14 protein-coding genes and 1 pseudogene are annotated in these 15,309 nt (G+C 64.6%); 6 read left to right on the top strand and 9 right to left on the bottom strand.

The window, feature by feature from the left end:
* Positions 1-44: 44 nt before the first annotated feature.
* Positions 45-830 carry an AraC family transcriptional regulator gene (locus MF6396_RS06040; RefSeq protein ID WP_043863502.1) on the bottom strand — a complete coding sequence of 262 codons (786 nt, stop codon included), beginning with the start codon at positions 828-830 and terminating at the stop codon, positions 45-47.
* Positions 831-943: 113 nt separating this feature from the next.
* Between MF6396_RS06040 and MF6396_RS06035 the strand changes: the two genes are divergently transcribed.
* Entirely contained in the window at positions 944-1,855 is a 912-nt protein-coding gene (locus MF6396_RS06035) for a DMT family transporter (protein WP_043863503.1), read from the top strand.
* On the opposite strand, the gene MF6396_RS06030 is transcribed toward MF6396_RS06035, so the two are convergent.
* On the bottom strand, positions 1,815-2,705 hold the full coding sequence (locus MF6396_RS06030; RefSeq protein ID WP_078479882.1) for an esterase/lipase family protein: 891 nt from the start codon (positions 2,703-2,705) through the stop codon (positions 1,815-1,817). The two genes, MF6396_RS06035 and MF6396_RS06030, sit on opposite strands and share 41 nt — an antisense overlap.
* 134 nt (positions 2,706-2,839) lie before the next feature.
* Here MF6396_RS06030 and osmE point away from each other — a divergent pair, with 134 nt between their 5' ends.
* Positions 2,840-3,184 carry an osmotically-inducible lipoprotein OsmE gene (gene osmE, locus MF6396_RS06025; RefSeq protein WP_043863505.1) on the top strand — a complete coding sequence of 115 codons (345 nt, stop codon included), beginning with the start codon at positions 2,840-2,842 and terminating at the stop codon, positions 3,182-3,184.
* A gap of 85 nt (positions 3,185-3,269) precedes the next feature.
* On the top strand, positions 3,270-3,800 hold the full coding sequence (locus tag MF6396_RS06020) for a ferritin-like domain-containing protein (protein WP_043863506.1): 531 nt from the start codon (positions 3,270-3,272) through the stop codon (positions 3,798-3,800).
* A 64-nt stretch (positions 3,801-3,864) separates the two neighbouring features.
* Here the strand turns inward: MF6396_RS06020 and MF6396_RS06015 are convergent, their stop codons facing one another.
* Positions 3,865-5,937 (bottom strand): AsmA family protein, encoded by a 2,073-nt coding sequence (locus tag MF6396_RS06015; RefSeq protein WP_043863507.1) that lies wholly within the window; start codon positions 5,935-5,937, stop codon positions 3,865-3,867.
* A gap of 177 nt (positions 5,938-6,114) precedes the next feature.
* On the opposite strand from MF6396_RS06015, the pseudogene MF6396_RS06010 reads away from it, so the two are divergent.
* From MF6396_RS06010 to MF6396_RS06000, 3 genes and pseudogenes are all read left to right on the top strand, one after another.
* A pseudogene (locus tag MF6396_RS06010) lies at positions 6,115-6,390 on the top strand (phage infection protein); the annotation flags it as partial.
* Between the two features lie 112 nt (positions 6,391-6,502).
* Positions 6,503-7,135: a TetR family transcriptional regulator gene (locus MF6396_RS06005; protein ID WP_043863508.1), complete on the top strand. Its 633-nt coding sequence runs from the start codon at positions 6,503-6,505 to the stop codon at positions 7,133-7,135.
* A gap of 90 nt (positions 7,136-7,225) precedes the next feature.
* Complete coding sequence (locus MF6396_RS06000; RefSeq protein ID WP_054916168.1) at positions 7,226-8,335, top strand: AGE family epimerase/isomerase; 1,110 nt, start codon at positions 7,226-7,228, stop codon at positions 8,333-8,335.
* Between the two features lie 66 nt (positions 8,336-8,401).
* On the opposite strand, the gene MF6396_RS05995 is transcribed toward MF6396_RS06000, so the two are convergent.
* The 6 genes from MF6396_RS05995 to MF6396_RS05970 all read right to left on the bottom strand — a co-directional run bounded on the left by MF6396_RS05995 (position 8,402) and on the right by MF6396_RS05970 (position 15,055).
* A complete protein-coding gene (locus MF6396_RS05995) occupies positions 8,402-9,166 on the bottom strand; it encodes an SDR family oxidoreductase (RefSeq protein ID WP_043863510.1) in 765 nt (254 codons plus the stop codon).
* A gap of 804 nt (positions 9,167-9,970) precedes the next feature.
* Positions 9,971-10,687, bottom strand: coding sequence for an ABC transporter ATP-binding protein (locus MF6396_RS05990; protein WP_043863511.1), 717 nt, complete (start codon positions 10,685-10,687; stop codon positions 9,971-9,973).
* On the bottom strand, positions 10,684-11,559 hold the full coding sequence (locus MF6396_RS05985; RefSeq protein ID WP_054916169.1) for an ATP-binding cassette domain-containing protein: 876 nt from the start codon (positions 11,557-11,559) through the stop codon (positions 10,684-10,686). Before MF6396_RS05985 ends, MF6396_RS05990 begins: the two co-directional genes overlap by 4 nt.
* Positions 11,556-12,839: a high-affinity branched-chain amino acid ABC transporter permease LivM gene (gene livM / locus MF6396_RS05980; RefSeq protein ID WP_043863512.1), complete on the bottom strand. Its 1,284-nt coding sequence runs from the start codon at positions 12,837-12,839 to the stop codon at positions 11,556-11,558. The genes MF6396_RS05985 and livM overlap by 4 nt, the downstream gene beginning before the upstream one ends.
* Before the next feature lie 2 nt (positions 12,840-12,841).
* The gene (locus MF6396_RS05975) at positions 12,842-13,756 is read right to left on the bottom strand and encodes an ABC transporter permease subunit (protein ID WP_043863513.1); all 915 of its coding nucleotides are present in this window, start codon (positions 13,754-13,756) and stop codon (positions 12,842-12,844) included.
* 162 nt (positions 13,757-13,918) lie between these two features.
* Entirely contained in the window at positions 13,919-15,055 is a 1,137-nt protein-coding gene (locus tag MF6396_RS05970) for a branched-chain amino acid ABC transporter substrate-binding protein (RefSeq protein ID WP_043863514.1), read from the bottom strand.
* Between the last annotated feature and the right edge of the window lie 254 nt (positions 15,056-15,309).

Raw genomic sequence — 15,309 nt, 5'->3', positions numbered from 1 at the left:
GCAGCCTCGACACCAGTGTAGACAAGAATTTTTACAAACCCCTGTCAGCCGCGGCGCGCCTGGCGTCGGTACTGCTCCGGGGTGCACTGGGCCTGGCGCTGGAACATCGCGATAAAAGCCGATGGGCTGCCGTAGCCCAGGTCGAAGGCGATCTGCTGGATGCTCTGCTCGCCCTCCAGGGCCTCGATGGCCCGCAGAAACCGCAGGCGCTGGCGCCATTCACCAAAGCTGATACCCAGCTCGCGGATGAACTGGCGGGCCAGGGTGCGCTCGCTCACGTGCACGCTGGCCGCCCAGTCGCCCAGCGGACGGTTGTCCCCAGGGTTGCGCTGCAGGGCCTGCAGCACGCTGCGCAGGCCCGGGCCCTGGGCATACGGCAGGTAGCCGGTGTGCACCGGCGCGCAGTGCAACTGGTCCACCAGCACCTGGGCCAGGCGCTGGTCGGCATCGGTGCGCGGCACCTTGACGTCACGCCGGGCAAAATCGCCGAGGATGGCCTTGAGGATGTCGCTGATCACCAGGCTGCACGGCTGCGCAGGCAGGCTCTGGCTCAGCTCGCGGGTGATGTACACCGAGCGGTACACCACGGCCTGGGGGTTGTAGCAACCATGCTCGGTGTCCGGCGGCACCCATACCGCGTAGTTGGGCGGCGAGAAAAAGCGCCGACCGTCGATCTCCAGCTGCATCACCCCGTGGGCGGTGTAGTTGAGCTGGCCCCAGGCGTGACGGTGCGCGGCGCTGTGGGTATCGGCGCCGAACTCGTCATAGCGGAAGTACACCGGTGCCGGTAGCGCGTCCAGCTGCGGGATGTCGAGGTATTTGCGTGCCATGCTGTCGGTCGAATGCTGTCTGGATCAATGGGCGGGTTGTCTGGATCGCAGTATAAACATCCAGACAGACAGGCGGATAATGACCGCCGTCATCTTCAAAGAGTCCCTGTTGCATGAATTATGCGTTCCCCCTGCTGGCCATTCTGATCTGGGCCGGCAACACCGTGGTCAACAAGCTGGCCGTCGGCGCCATCTTCCCTGCCGAGATCGGCTTCTACCGCTGGGTGCTCGCCGGCCTGCTGCTCAGCCCGTTCCTGCTGCGGGCAGTGCTGCGCAACCGCGCGGCGATCCGCCCGCACCTGGGCAAGATCGTCATCCTCGGGGTGCTGGGCATGGCGGTGTACCAGAGCCTGGCGTACTTTGCCGCCGCCATCACCAGCGCCACCAACATGGGCATCATCCTGTCGCTGATGCCGCTGATGTCGCTGGCCCTGGCCATCGCCACCCTGGGCCAGCGCCTGAGCGCCGGCGCGCTGCTGGGTGCACTGGTGTCGTTCGCCGGGGTGCTGGTGGTGGTGTCCGGCGGCGACCCGGCCGCGCTGCTGGCCCACGGCCTGAACCTGGGAGACGCGATGATGCTGATCGCCACCCTGGCCTATGCGGTGTACAGCACCCTGCTGAAAAAGTGGCAGCTGCGCCTGCCGCCGCTGCAACTGCTGTACCTGCAGGTGCTGGTGGCGATCGTGGTGCTGTTGCCGCTGTATCTGTTCTCGCCCAAGGCCGGGCTGAGCGTGGACAACATCGGCCTGGTGCTCTACGCCTGCGTGCTGGCCTCGATCGTGGCGCCACTGGTGTGGATGCAGGCGGTGGTGCGCCTGGGGCCCAGCCGCACCACGCTGTTCTTCAACCTGCTGCCGGCGCTGACCGCGGTGATCGCGGCACTGGTGCTCGACGAACGCCTGGCGCCGTATCACCTGGTGGGCGGCGTGCTGACCCTGGCCGGGGTGATTCTGGCCGAACGCTGGACCACCCCGCTGCGCCGCCTCAAAGCCCCGCCGCCTTCAGACGCGCCGCGTGCTCGGTAAACAGCCGTACCGGGTCGGCGCCCTTGCCCACCGCGCCGAGTGACTGGTTGACGATATCCAGGTGATCCAGCGGGTAGTCGTCGCCGATCACCTGGCCCAGGTGCGAGCTGAACCGCCCGACCATGCCGTCGCACTGGCCCGGTTCACGCACGAAGGTGCGCGCGAACAGGCGGCAGAAGCGGTTGCTGCCATCGAAGCGGTTGCGCCCGCTGTCGGTGATGCCCGGCTGCAAGGTGCCCGACCACGAGTAGTAGCGCACCCCGTCGACCTCGGCTGGCCCCTGGCCACCCCAGGTCAGCGGCAGGCCCTGTGGATAACGCTGGTTGAACAGGGCCACGCCCTCGAATGTCAGCGACTGGTGCGAGGCGTGCACGTCGATGGGCAGGCCTGCCCCGCGCCAGCCGGTTTCCAGCCAGCCCATCAGCCGTGCCAGCCCGTGCAGCACCAGTTTGAGAAGGCGCCCGCGGACGGAATCGCCGGGGTAGTGCTTGTCCAGGTAGTCGGCCAGTTCGGAGCCGTGGTTGGGGCCCGCGATGGAGGTGACCGAGGCCACCCATTCCGGGCGCCTGGCCGCCGCATAACGGGCGGTCAGCGCACCCTGGCTGTGGCCCAGCAGGTGAACCTTGTCGGCGCCGGTGCGGCGGCGCAGGTCGTCGATGATGCGCAGCAGCTGTTCACCGCGCACCTCGTTGCCGTGGATCGGCGAGACCTGCACCGGGAACACCGTGGCCCCGCCCCGGCGCAGGGCCGCGACAATGCCGAACCAGTACGGGTACAGAACCAGGCGCACGAAGCCGAGCATGCCCGGCACCAGTACCAGTGGATAACGCGTTGCAAGCGCTTGCGACATGGCGGCCCCTCCCGATCCGTGGCAGTGCGCACCACCCTACAGGCACAACAATGGCAACTGCAATCGAACTCCCGGCGTGCGCTGCGGTTCCAACCCTTATCAGGCCATGACGGCCTTCACAAGGGAGCGAGACCATGTACAAGCACGCCCTGGCAGCCCTGCTGGCAAGCGCCACCCTGGTAGGCTGCGGCAGCAACCGCCCTGAAAACCCTGTGGACTACGTGACCTACCGCGAACAGCCGCTGGTCAAGCAGGTGGGCAACGGCATGACCATGCAGCAGGTGATCGCCATCGGCGGCAGCCCTTCCTCCGTCATCGACCTGCCCCACGGCGGCACATGCAACAACTACGTGCTAAACCATGAAGGCAAGCAACAGGCTTACTACGTGCGTTTCGATGCCACCGGGCATGTGGATGCCAAGGGCTTCAAGACGTGCGAGCAACGCCAGAAGGACGAACAGGCCCTTCCCGGCGCGTAAAACTTTTAGCGCGCCAATCAATCACACACTGTGCACCCGACGCGCCGTCAGAGCGTGAAACCCCGTTTTCAGCTTGGAGAACATGATGAGCAACGTTGAACTGACCGATGTACAAACCCTGCGCCACCGCGCCCGCCAGCACGTGGAAGACGGTGCGGTGACCGAAGGCTACACCGCCGACCGCGAAAAGATCCTGCGCCTGCTGAACGAGTCGCTGGCCACCGAGTGGGTGTGCGTACTGCGCTACAAACGCCACTACTTCATGGCCGAGGGGATCAAGGCCAACGTGGCCGCCGAAGAGTTCCTGGAGCACGCCAACCAGGAGATGGAGCACGCCGACAAGCTGGCCGAGCGCATCGTGCAGCTGGGCGGCGAACCGGACTTCAACCCCGACAACCTGAGCAAGAACTCCCACGCGCAGTACGTGGCAGGCAAGACCCTCAAGGAAATGGTGCTCGAAGACCTGGTCGCCGAGCGCATCGCCATCGACAGCTACCGCGAGATCATCCAGTACATCGGTGACAGCGACCCGACCACCCGGCGCATCTTCGAAGACATCCTGGCCCAGGAAGAAGAGCACGCGGACGATATGGCGGATCTGCTCAAAGGGCTGTAAACGTAGCGCCCCCTTCGCCGGCAAGGCCGGCTCCTACAGGAGCCGCCTTACCGGCAAAGCTTTTTCAGCCAGCCTTGACGGTCTTGGGCGCCTTGCCCGAACGCATCTGCTCCAGCAACGGCGTGCACTGGTTCTCGTCCCCGCCGCTGGGCGCCACCAGCGCCAGCAACGCCGCCGCCGGCGCTACCGCCACCCCCAACGCCACCATCCCGGCCCCGCGCAACGCCAGCGGAATCGCCTGCACGCCCGCACTCGGCTTGGCGAACGGCCCGCGCACGTACAACGGCGAGCGCAGCGAGAACAGGCGCAGGCCCTTGGACTCGGGGTTGATCTTCAGGTCCAGTTGCTCGGTGGCGAAGTTGGCCGTGCCATCGATGTAGATGATCGCGTTCTCGGTGTCGAACACGAACAGGCGCGTACTGGCCAGGCCGTCCTTGATGCCGAAGTCCGCCGCCGCGCAGTTGATCTTCACCTCGTTGTCGCCAAACAGCTTGCCCACCACGTAGTTGCCCACGTTGAGCCCGGCGATCTCCATCAGGCCACGGCTGATCGCGCCATCGTTGATCAGCAGCCGCAGGTCGCCATTGGAGGTGCCCAGCAAGGCCGCCACCGAGTTGCCGCGGCCACTGATGTCGGCATCGCCATTGAGCGCACCGAAGCTGGTCTTCATCGGTTCGAAGGTGGGGAACAGCTGCTTGAGCTTGAAGTTGCGCGCACTCAGGCGCGCACGCCCCTGCATCGGCACCGCGCGGCCATCCAGGCGGATCTGCGCATCCAGCTTGCCGCCGGCCACGCCGAAACTCAGCGGCTCCAGGCGCAGCACGCCGTCATCGAGCACGAAGTGCGCGGCCAGGTCCTTGAAGGGCAGTTCTTCGCTGTGCACGATGCGCTTGCCGCTGAAGCTCACGTCGGCGTCCATGGTGCGCCAGCGCTCGGTGCGAAACTCCTCCACCGGCAGCACCTTGCCGGCCGGCTGCTTGCTCGCGCCACCACGGGCCTTCTGTTCGGCGTTGGAGTCGGCGCCGATCAGCGGGCCAAGATCCTTGAACAGCAGTTGGTTGGACACCAGCTTGCCGGTGAGCTTTGGCCGCGGCTGGCTGGCGACGAAGGCCAGGTCGCCATGGATATCGCTGTCGCCGATCTTGCCGTTGAAGCCCTCGTAGCGGAACACCGCCCCGCCCGGCTCGTGCAGCTTGGCGATCAGGTGGCCGTCGGTGGAATAGGCCGGCGAGTCGGGCAGGGTCACGCCGGTCAGTGGGTACAGATTGCCCAGGCTTGCGCCCGACAGGCGCAGGCGCAGGTCGAGCGCGCCAAGGTTGCGCGGGTCGGTCAGGGTGCCGGCCACCGCGACGCGCGTGTCGGCGATGCGCACGTCAGCCTGCAGCGGAAACGGCTGCGTGGCGTCCTGCAGTGCCAGCAGCCCGCCGATCTTGCCGCTGCCATTCAACGGCTGGCCCTTGTAGCGGCCGTCGACCTTGAAGCCGAAGGCGTAGTCCTGGGGCGCCGAACCCTGGCTCGCCGCCTTGTCGGCGCTGGCCTTGCCGACGATGTCAGTGAACGGGATGGGCTTGCCCAGCGGGTCGACCTGCACCTTCACCACGGTCTTGAGGGTCTGGTCGTCGAAGGCCACCTCGCCCTTGTCGAAGCCGATGGCGCCGATATCCAGCACCCATTTGGACGGCTCGGCGTTCTCGTCCTTGGGCCCGAAATCGAAGGTCCAGTTGGCGCGGCCATCGGCCAGGCGCTTGAGGCTGGCCACCGGCAGGGTCAGGTCGATACGCGGGATCACGATGCGCTGGGCCAGCAGCGGCAGCGGCGAGAGGCGAAACTCCACGCGCTGCAGGCCGACCATCTGCGGCGCCTTGAGCCACTCGGGGTTGCCCAGGGTCAGGTCCTGGGCGATGAAGCGCGGCCATGGCACCCAGGCGCGCCAGCCGCCCTCGTCGCGATCGCGCTGCCAGCGCACGGCCAGGTCGCCATTGATCGCAAAAGGTCGGTGCAAGGCCTCGGAGACCTTTTCGTTGAGGGTGGGCTTGATGCGGTTCCAGTCGAAGGTGGCGATGACGATGATCAGGACCGCCAGCAACAACAGCACAGTGGCGAAGGTCCAGGTGAGAATTTTGGCAGGGCGCGTCATTGCACGAATCTCCTGATGACAGCATGGCGAACAGCCATGCCCGTTGAGGGCACTTAACACTTCCGACTATCAATGCCGTCGATTGTTACCATTATCTTTATGAACTTCTTTATCTGACCCCCAAGCGTAGCATTGGCGCCGTACTCACTTACCAGCCCTCCCAAGGAGCGCCAGATCATGAAACGCCCATTGCTGCTCAGTTTTGCCCTCAGCCTGCTGGCTGCCAACGCCTTCGCCGTACCCGCCACCGAACAGAACCTCTCGGCCGAAGCCCGCGACAGCGACAGCGTCATTGCACAGCCCCTCAAGACCCTGGCCGAAGGCGGTTCTGACCGCCTGATCGAGCGCAGCAACCGCGTTGCCGAAGGTGGTTCCGACCGCCTTGTCGAACGCAGCACTCGCATCGCCGAAGGCGGCTCGGACCGTCTGATCGAACGCAACAGCCGCGCGAGCTGAGCCCATGCGCCAGTGCCCGCGCCCACAGCCCGGTCCATCGACCGGGCTTTGTTTTTTGCGGCCCAGGCCCTAGAGTGCAGGGCTGTATGACTGTGAACCGATACTCGCCATGCTGCCGCGCGCCGAACAAAAGCTACAGACCCGACAGGCCCTGCTGGATGCCGCCCGCCACCTGATGGAGAGCGGCCGAGGCTTCGGCAGCATCAGCCTGCGCGAGGTAGCCAAGACCGCCGGCATCGTGCCCACCGGCTTCTACCGCCACTTCTGCGACCTGGACCAGCTGGGGCTGGCACTGGTCAACGAGGTGGACGAAACTTTCCGCCAGACCATCCGCCTGGTGCGCCACAACGAATTCGAACTGGGCGGCATCACCGATGCTTCGGTGCGCATCTTTCTCGATGTGGTGGCGGCCAACCGGGCGCAGTTCCTGTTCCTGGCCCGCGAGCAGTACGGTGGCTCGCAGCCGGTGCGCCAGGCCATCGCCAAGCTGCGCGAAGGGATCAGCTCGGACCTGGCGGCGGACCTCAAACGCATGCCGCGCTGGCGGCATCTGGACGACGCGGCACTGGGGGTGATGGCCGACCTGGTGGTCAAGACCGTGTTCGCCACCCTGCCCGAGCTGATCGACTCGCCGGCCGAGCCGGTACCGGGGCAGTTGAGCGCGCAGGCGAAGATCACCCAGCAGTTGCGCTTCATCTTTGTCGGGGCCAAGTACTGGCAAGGGCTCGGCGATCTGCGCTGAGCCCTTGGCTTGCCAGCGAAGGGGTGCTCAAGCCGAACCGCAATTCCTGCTACCATGCGCCACAAACGCCCACCGCGACGACGCCTCTCCATGCCCGACCTTCGTACCGCCCAGCCTGAACTCCCTGCCCTGCTCGACAGCGTCCAGCAGCACTTCGCCCAGCGCATCGTGCCGCTGTGGCAAGGCCCGGGCTGGAACGCGGACATGGCCCTGCCATTCGAAGCCCTCGACCCGCAGCACCGGCCCCTGCCGGTACAGCGCTACCGTGCCATGGCCTGCGCGCGCCAGCTGTACCTGTTCAGCAGCCGCATCGAGCAGCCTGGCGCCGCGGAACGTGCCGCCGCCCTGCTGCGCACCCTGCAACGCCACTTTCACGACGCCGAGCACGGTGGCTGGTTCTACAGCATCGACGCCCAGGGCAACCCGCTGGACCGCACCAAGGACCTCTACACCCACGCCTTCATCGTGTTCGCCTGCGCGCATTACTGGGGCAAGGTGAACGAAGCAATGGCCGAGTCGACCTTGAATGCAGCCCTTGAAGTGGTGCTGGAGCGCTTTGCCACCGAGCACGGCCTGTACGAGGCGAGCCTGGCCGAAGACTGGTCGACGCTGGGCAGCGGGCCGTTGCAGAACCCGCTGATGCACCTGGCCGAAGCTTTCCTCGCCACCCTGTCGGTGCGTCACGACGCGGTGGTACAGGACGCGCTGGTGAACCTCACCGAGGCCATGCAGGCGCACTTCATCGACCCGGCACATGGGGTGATGCTGGAGAAACCGCGCGGGGCTGTGGATAACTGGTTCGAACCCGGGCACCAGTTCGAGTGGTTCTATCTGCTCGAATCCTCACCGCTGCTGCGCGGCGGCGCGCTGCATGGCTCGTTGAGCCGCGCATTCGGCTATGCCGAGCAACAGGGGGTAAAGAACGGTGCGGTGCTGGCGATGCTCAATGTCGACGGCAGCGTGCGTGACGCCACCCAGCGCATCTGGGCCCAGGCCGAATACCTGCGTGCGTTGGCGCTGCGGCCCGACAGCGCGGGCAAGGTGCTGGCGCAACTGCAGGCATTGCAGCAGAACTTTCTGCATGACGGCGGCTGGCATGAATGCCGCGACGCCAGTGGCGCGGTGAGCCGGCACGATATGCCGTCGACCACGCCGTACCACCTGGCGACCTGCCTGGAAGGGTTGCAGCGCGCCCTCTGACGCCTTCGCCAGCAACGCTGGCTCCTACATGAGTTGCAGGAGCCGGCCTTGCCGGCGAAAGTGCACTCAGGCCTTCGAACGATCGATCGAGAACCCCGCCCACGCCTGGCTCACCGGCATCAGCTCGAGGCTGTTGATGTTGATGTGCGCCGGCTGGTTGAGAATCCAGAAGATGGTCTCGGCAATGTCCTGCGGCTGGATCGGCTCGGCACCGGCATAGGTGGCGTCGTAGCGCGCCTTGTCACCCCCGAAGCGCACCAGCGAGAACTCGCTCTCGCACAGCCCCGGCTCGATGTTGCTGACCCGCACGCCCGTGCCCTGCAGGTCGCAGCGCAGGCTCAGCGAGAACTGCCCGACGAACGCCTTGGTACCGCCATACACATGGCTGCCCGGGTACGGATAGTTGCCCGCCACCGACCCGACGTTGAGGATCGTCGCGCCACGCCCGTGGGCGATCAGGCGCGGCAGCAGCAGGCGGGTGCTGTACATCAGGCCCTTGATGTTGGTGTCGACCATGGTCTCCCAGTCGTCCAGGTCGCACTTGGGCGCCGGGTCGGCACCCAGGGCCAGGCCGGCGTTGTTGATCAGCCCGCGCAGCTTGGCAAAGGTCGGCGGCAAGCCTTCGATGGCCGCTTCCATGGCCTTGCGGTCACGCACATCGAGTACCAGGCCATGCACTTCGGTCTGCTTGGACAGCTCCGCACACAGCGCCTCCAGGCGCTCCTGGCGCCGACCGGTCAGCACCAGCGACCAGCCCGCTTCGGCGAAGCGACGTGCGCAGGCTTCGCCAAAACCGGAGGTGGCGCCCGTGATGAATACGGTGGAAGTCATGGAAAATCTCCTCGGGAAAACGTGCCCACGGGCAACTGATCGACAGGGCGTGCAGCATGCCCCGCCACGGCGCTGCGCAGCAAGCCGAAAATCAACTGTACAAAAAACGATCAAAACCCTGAAAGCCTTGCCCCGCAAGGCCCGGCGCGAGCTGTACGCACGTTATCCACAGGCCCTTCCACACAGACTGGGGGCAACTGCACAGGCTGCGGCCCACGGTTTGAGCGGGCTGTGGCCTGGCGTGGGAAGTATTTCGCTTGACCTGGCGGCCGCCCCTTGAACAACGCGACAGTCAGAGATGCAAAAGGATAACTGCAGTGATGGCCCGAGGCCTTTGATCTCGCTGCCTGCGCCAGTCTTTCCAGTGCTTGCCCACAGAGTTATCCACAGGCTGCACAGGTGAAATGAGGGGCAATCGACCTCGCCATAAAAGCCTTGACAAATGCCCGCTGCAGCGTCAGAAAAACCGCTGCTCAAAAAACAACCATACCTCTGTAAGCCTTGTATTACATGGTCTTCAGCCATGTACTACCAAGTTACCCACAGTCGGTTCCACACGAATCGGGGACAACTTCAATGCCTTTGAAAACAAGTGCCTGGAGCGACGTTGTGTCGCGTTACCTGCACACCTTCAAATAACTTTTCCACAATCTGCCGCAAGGCCGATCTGCGGCCCGATCGCGGGTCAAGCCCGCTCCCACAAGGTTCACCGCTACCCCTGTGGGAGCGGGCTCGACCCGCGATTGGGCCGTAATACGCACAGAAAAAACCCCGGCAAGCCGGGGTCTTCTTTAATGTTCGCCGTCAGTGCCCACCCAGATACGCGTTGCGCACCTCCTCGTTGACCAGCAGTTCCTGGCCGGTGCCGGTCATGCGGATCTGCCCGTTGACCATCACGTAGGCGCGGTCCGACAGCTTGAGCGCATGGTTGGCGTTCTGTTCCACCAGGAAGATGGTCATGCCGGTCTTGGCCAGCTCGCGCAAGGTCGAGAAGATCTGCTTGACCACGATCGGCGCCAGCCCCAGCGACGGTTCATCCAGCAACAGCAACTTGGGCCGGCTCATCAGCGCCCGGGCAATCGCCAGCATCTGCTGCTCGCCACCGGACATGGTCATCGCCCGCTGGTTGCGCCGTTCCTTGAGCCGCGGAAACAGCTCGAACATGCGCTGCATGTCCTCGCCGGCGAACTTGTCGCCAATCGGGATGGTGCCCATCATCAGGTTCTCTTCCACCGACATGTCCGGGAACACCCGGCGCCCCTCCGGCGACTGCGCGATGCCGTTGGAGGCGATGTAGTGGGACGACTTGTGGGTGATATCGGTGCCCCGGTAGAGGATCTGCCCCGACGCCGCGCGCGGCTGGCCGAAGATCGACATCAGCAGCGTGGACTTGCCCGCGCCGTTGGAGCCGATCAGGCTTACCGTCTCGCCTTCGTCGATGTGCATCGAGACCTTTTTCAGCGCCTGGATCGGGCCGTAGAACACGTCCAGGTCCTTCAGTTCGAGGATCGGTACGCTCATGCCAGCTCCTCTTCATCGGCGCCCAGGTAGGCCGCGATCACCGTCGGGTTGTTGCGGATCTCCTGCGGCGCGCCCTCGGCGATCACGTTGCCGTGGTCCAGCACCACGATATGGTCGGAAATGCTCATTACCATGCCCATGTCATGTTCGATCAGTACCACCGTCAGGTCATGCTCGTCGCGCAGCACGCGGATCATGCGGCTGAGCGCTTCGGTTTCCTGCGGGTTGAGGCCGGCGGCGGGTTCGTCCAGGCAGATGATCTGCGGGCGCGTGCACATGGCCCGGGCAATTTCCAGGCGGCGCTGCTGGCCATACGAGAGTTCGCCGGCCAGGCGGTTGGCGCAGTCCACCAGGTCGACCACCTCCAGCCAGTAGAAGGCATGGTCCAGGGCGTCGCTCTCGGCCTGACGGTAGGCCTTGGTGTTGAGCACCCCGGCCAGCAGGTTGCGGTTGACCCACATGTGCTGGGCCACCAGCAGGTTCTCCACCACCGACATTTCCTTGAACAGGCGAATGTTCTGGAAAGTACGCGCCAGCCCCGCCCGGTTGACCAGGTGGGTGCCGCCGAACATCTTGTAGTACAGGCGGCTGGCAAAGCTTCTGGGCGACACGAAGTCGGCCGCCTGGAAGCGTTCGCCCAGCAGCTGGATGACATTGGTGCGGGTGCCGCGCAGGTTCAGCTCGATCTTGCCGCCGCTGGCCTTGTAGAACCCGGTAAGGCAGTTGAACACGGTGGTCTTGCCCGCGCCGTTGGGGCCGATAAGCGCGAAGATGGCGTTGCGCCGGACCTTCAGGCTCACGTCGCTGAGCGCCTTGATGCCGCCGAACTGCATCATCAGGTTGTCGACCGAAAGAATCACTTCGTCGCTCATGGCGCCACTCCTTTACGCGGGACCACACCGGTGCGGCTGATGCGGATCAGCCCACGCGGTCGCCAGATCATCATCAACACCATCAGCACGCCAAACAGCAGCACGCGGTACTCGGAGAAGCTGCGCAGCAGCTCCGGCGCCACGGTGAGCACGAAGGCGGCGATCACCACCCCGACCGTCGAGCCCATGCCGCCGAGCACCACGATGGCCAGGATCAGCGCCGACTCGAAGAAGGTGAACGAGGACGGGTTGACGAAGCCCTGGTAGCTGGCGAAGAACACCCCGGCCAGGCCTGCGGTGGACGCACCCAGGGTGAACGCCGAGAGCTTGACCAGCACATGGTTCAGGCCCATCGAGCGGCAGGCGATCTCGTCCTCGCGCAGTGCTTCCCAGGCGCGCCCCACCGGCATGCGGGTGAGCCGGTGCTTGATGTACAGCACCGCCAGCACCACCAGGAACAGCACGATGTAGATGAACAGGAATTTCACGTTGGGGTTGTAGTCGATGCCGAAGAACTCGTGGAACGGCACCCCGCCGTCCTTGGCCCGGCGCCCGAATTCCAGGCCCATGAAGGTCGGCGACGGCACCGGCATGCCGTTGGGCCCGCCGGTGAACGACAGCCAGTTGTTGAGCACCAGGCGGATGATCTCGCCAAAGCCCAGGGTCACGATGGCCAGGTAGTCCCCGTGCATCCTCAGCACCGGAAAGCCCAGTATGCAGCCGGCCAGTGCCGCGGCGATCGCCGCCAGCGGCAGCACCGTCCAGAAGCCCAGCCCCAGGTACTGGTAGCCCAGCGCCAGGCCATAGGCACCGATGGCGTAGAACGCCACGTAGCCCAGGTCGAGCAGCCCGGCCAGGCCCACCACGATGTTCAGCCCCAGGCCCAGCAGCACGTAGATCAGCCCCAGGATGACCACGGTAAGCAGGTACTTGTTGGCGAAGAACGGGAACACGATGGCAATCACGATCAGTGCCGGGATGATCCAGCGCAGGCGCGACTTGTAGTCCGGCGCCAGCACATGCACACCCGAGCCACTGCTCTCGAAGCCCTGCAGGATGGCCTGGCCCTTGCTGGTCTGCAGGAACAGGCTGAGCACGAAGCGTCCCAGCATCACCCCCGCCACCAGCCAGGCGACACGCGCGGGCTGCATGTTGAAGCTGTAGCCGTCGAGCACCACGCCGACGATGGGGCCGAACACGATCAGGGAAATCAGCCCGGCGAGAACCATATCGACCAGGCTGCGCTTGATATCGATGGAAGCGTTTTTGGCAGCAGACATACTTACACCTTGGCCACGAGTGGGCGACCCAGCAGGCCTTGGGGACGGAAGATCAGGATCAGTACCAGCAGCGAGAAGCTGAACACGTCCTTGTAGTCGGAGTTGATCAGCCCGGAGAACAGCGACTCGGAAATCCCCAGGATGATGCCCCCGAGCATCGCGCCCGGCAGCGAGCCGATACCGCCCAGCACCGCCGCGGTGAAGGCCTTGATGCCGATGATGAAGCCGGCATAGAAGTCGAAGGTGCCGTAGTTCATGGTGATCAGCACGCCGGCCAGCGCGGCCATCACCGCGCCGATGACGAACACGTAGGAGATCACCCGGTCGGTGTTGATGCCCAGGATCGAGGCCATCTTGCGGTCCTGCTGGGTGGCCCGGCACATGCGCCCCAGCTTGGTGAACTTGATGATGTAGGTGAGCGCGGCCATGCCGACGAAGGCTGCCACCAGGATGAAGATCTTGGTGTAGGTCAGTTGCACGAAGCCGGTGCCCACTTCAAGGCGCCAGGCGCCTTCGAGCAGGGTCGGTACGCCCTGTTGGCGGGCGCCCTGGCTGATCTGCGCGTAGTTCTGCAGGATCAGCGAAATGCCGATGGCACTGATCAGCGGTGCCAGCCGGGTGGAGTTGCGCAGGGGTTTGTAGGCGATGCGTTCGATGGTCCAGCCATACACGCCGGTGACCACCACCGTGAAGATCAGCGTCCCGAGCATCAGCAGGGGAAAGGACTCGATACCGAAATACGCCAGCAATGCCAGGCTGATAGCCGCCAGGTAGGCGGAAATCATGTACACCTCGCCGTGCGCGAAGTTGATCATGCCGATGATGCCATAGACCATTGTGTAGCCGATGGCGATCAGACCATAGACCGACCCCAGGGTCAGACCATTGATCAGTTGCTGCAGGAAAATACCATCCATAACGCAATCTCACGTATTTGAGATTGCACAAGCGCCGACCACGTTGCACTGCCGTTGAGGCGGTACAAGCGGCGCCGGGTTGTGCAGATCTACGAGAAAAGACAGGTACGGCAAAAACCGGGGCGCGCCCCGGGCAGCGAGTGCCCGGGGTGCCGGCCGTTGTTATTTTTGTTTTTCCAGTTGGTGATACTTGCCGTCCTTGTCCCACTGGTAGACCACGTAGTCGGACACGGTCAGGTCACCCTTGGCGTCCCACTTCTTCTCGCCCATCACGGTCTGCACCGGGTTGGCCTTGAGCCACTTGGCAGCGTCTTCACCCTTGTTCGACTTGGAACCGTTGAACGCGGCGGCCAGGGCCTGGATCGAGGCGTAGGCGTACAGGGTGTAGCCTTCGGGCTCGGTACCGGCCTTGCGGAACTCGTCCACCACCGCCTTGCTGTCGGGCAGCAGGCGCGGGTCGGCGCCAAAGGTCATGTACACGCCATCGACGTACTGCTTGCCGCCGGCGGTCGACACCAGTTCGTCGGTGACGATGCCGTCGTCGGACATGAACTTGACGTCCTTGAGCCCCTGCTCGCGCAACTGGCGTACCAGCGGGCCGGCTTCGGGGTGCAGGCCGCCGAAGTAGACCACGTCGGCACCGGTGGAGCGGATCTTGGTGACCACGGCGCTGAAGTCCTTCTCACCACGGGTCAGGCCCTCGTACAGCACCGGGGTGACGCCGCGCTTGGTCAACTGCGCCTTGGTGGCGTCGGCCAGGCCCTGGCCATAGGTGTCCTTGTCGTGCAGCACGGCAACCTTCTTGCCCTTGAGCACATCGACGATGTAGTCGCCGGCCACGATGCCCTGCTGATCGTCGCGCCCGCACATACGGAACATGGCGCTCAGGCCACGTTCGGTGACCTGAGGGTTGGTCGAGCCGGGGGTGATGGCGATGACCCCGGCCTCGTCGTACACCTCCGACGCCGGGATGGTGTTGGACGAGCAGAAGTGCCCGACCACGCCGATGACCTTGTCCTGGTCGACCAGGCGGTTGGCCACGGCCACCGCCTGCTTGGGCTCGCAGGCATCGTCGCCCTTGACCAGCACGATCTTCTCGCCGTTGATGCCGCCCGCGGCATTGATCTTGTCGGTGGCCGCCTGCGCACCTTTCATGTATTGCTCGCCAAACGCCGCGTTGGCACCGGTCATCGGGCCCGCTACACCGATCTTGACGTCGGCCTGTACATACGAAGACACGCCCATCGCCGTGGCAACGGCGAGGGCCAGAAAGCCTTTCTTGTAAAACGTCTGCGACATGAGGTGGTGCTCCTGAGTTTTTTTGGTTGGCACTACAACGTTCAGCAATTGCGATGAGCAAGGGCCGTGCCATTGGATTTTTATTCTGTAAAAACTCGCGATCAGGTTCGGCAGGCGCCGCTTCCGCGCCTTTTCCACGGGCCGTGCAACCTCCTGCCCTGCACCTGGCGCCACCCACGAACCGCTTGAAGCGCAACCCTTGAGTGCCATCATTGCAACCCTGACCTGTGTTTACGTGCAACCAGCCTGTAACA

It is taken from the genome of Pseudomonas sp. MF6396 (assembly GCF_002018915.1).
Lineage (GTDB): Bacteria > Pseudomonadota > Gammaproteobacteria > Pseudomonadales > Pseudomonadaceae > Aquipseudomonas > Aquipseudomonas palmensis.
The sequence above is the reverse complement of the archived record's forward strand: the minus strand, read 5'-3'. Positions and strand labels throughout refer to the sequence as shown.

Excerpts from the sequence above, each read along its gene's own strand:
- MF6396_RS06040 (WP_043863502.1), bottom strand. The coding sequence starts at position 830 with ATGGCACGCAAATACCTCGACATCCCGCAGCTGGACGCGCTACCGGCA.
- MF6396_RS06035 (WP_043863503.1), top strand. The coding sequence starts at position 944 with ATGAATTATGCGTTCCCCCTGCTGGCCATTCTGATCTGGGCCGGCAAC.
- MF6396_RS06030 (WP_078479882.1), bottom strand. The coding sequence starts at position 2,705 with ATGTCGCAAGCGCTTGCAACGCGTTATCCACTGGTACTGGTGCCGGGC.
- osmE (WP_043863505.1), top strand. The coding sequence starts at position 2,840 with ATGTACAAGCACGCCCTGGCAGCCCTGCTGGCAAGCGCCACCCTGGTA.
- MF6396_RS06020 (WP_043863506.1), top strand. The coding sequence starts at position 3,270 with ATGAGCAACGTTGAACTGACCGATGTACAAACCCTGCGCCACCGCGCC.
- MF6396_RS06015 (WP_043863507.1), bottom strand. The coding sequence starts at position 5,937 with ATGACGCGCCCTGCCAAAATTCTCACCTGGACCTTCGCCACTGTGCTG.
- MF6396_RS06005 (WP_043863508.1), top strand. The coding sequence starts at position 6,503 with ATGCTGCCGCGCGCCGAACAAAAGCTACAGACCCGACAGGCCCTGCTG.
- MF6396_RS06000 (WP_054916168.1), top strand. The coding sequence starts at position 7,226 with ATGCCCGACCTTCGTACCGCCCAGCCTGAACTCCCTGCCCTGCTCGAC.
- MF6396_RS05995 (WP_043863510.1), bottom strand. The coding sequence starts at position 9,166 with ATGACTTCCACCGTATTCATCACGGGCGCCACCTCCGGTTTTGGCGAA.
- MF6396_RS05990 (WP_043863511.1), bottom strand. The coding sequence starts at position 10,687 with ATGAGCGTACCGATCCTCGAACTGAAGGACCTGGACGTGTTCTACGGC.
- MF6396_RS05985 (WP_054916169.1), bottom strand. The coding sequence starts at position 11,559 with ATGAGCGACGAAGTGATTCTTTCGGTCGACAACCTGATGATGCAGTTC.
- livM (WP_043863512.1), bottom strand. The coding sequence starts at position 12,839 with ATGTCTGCTGCCAAAAACGCTTCCATCGATATCAAGCGCAGCCTGGTC.
- MF6396_RS05975 (WP_043863513.1), bottom strand. The coding sequence starts at position 13,756 with ATGGATGGTATTTTCCTGCAGCAACTGATCAATGGTCTGACCCTGGGG.
- MF6396_RS05970 (WP_043863514.1), bottom strand. The coding sequence starts at position 15,055 with ATGTCGCAGACGTTTTACAAGAAAGGCTTTCTGGCCCTCGCCGTTGCC.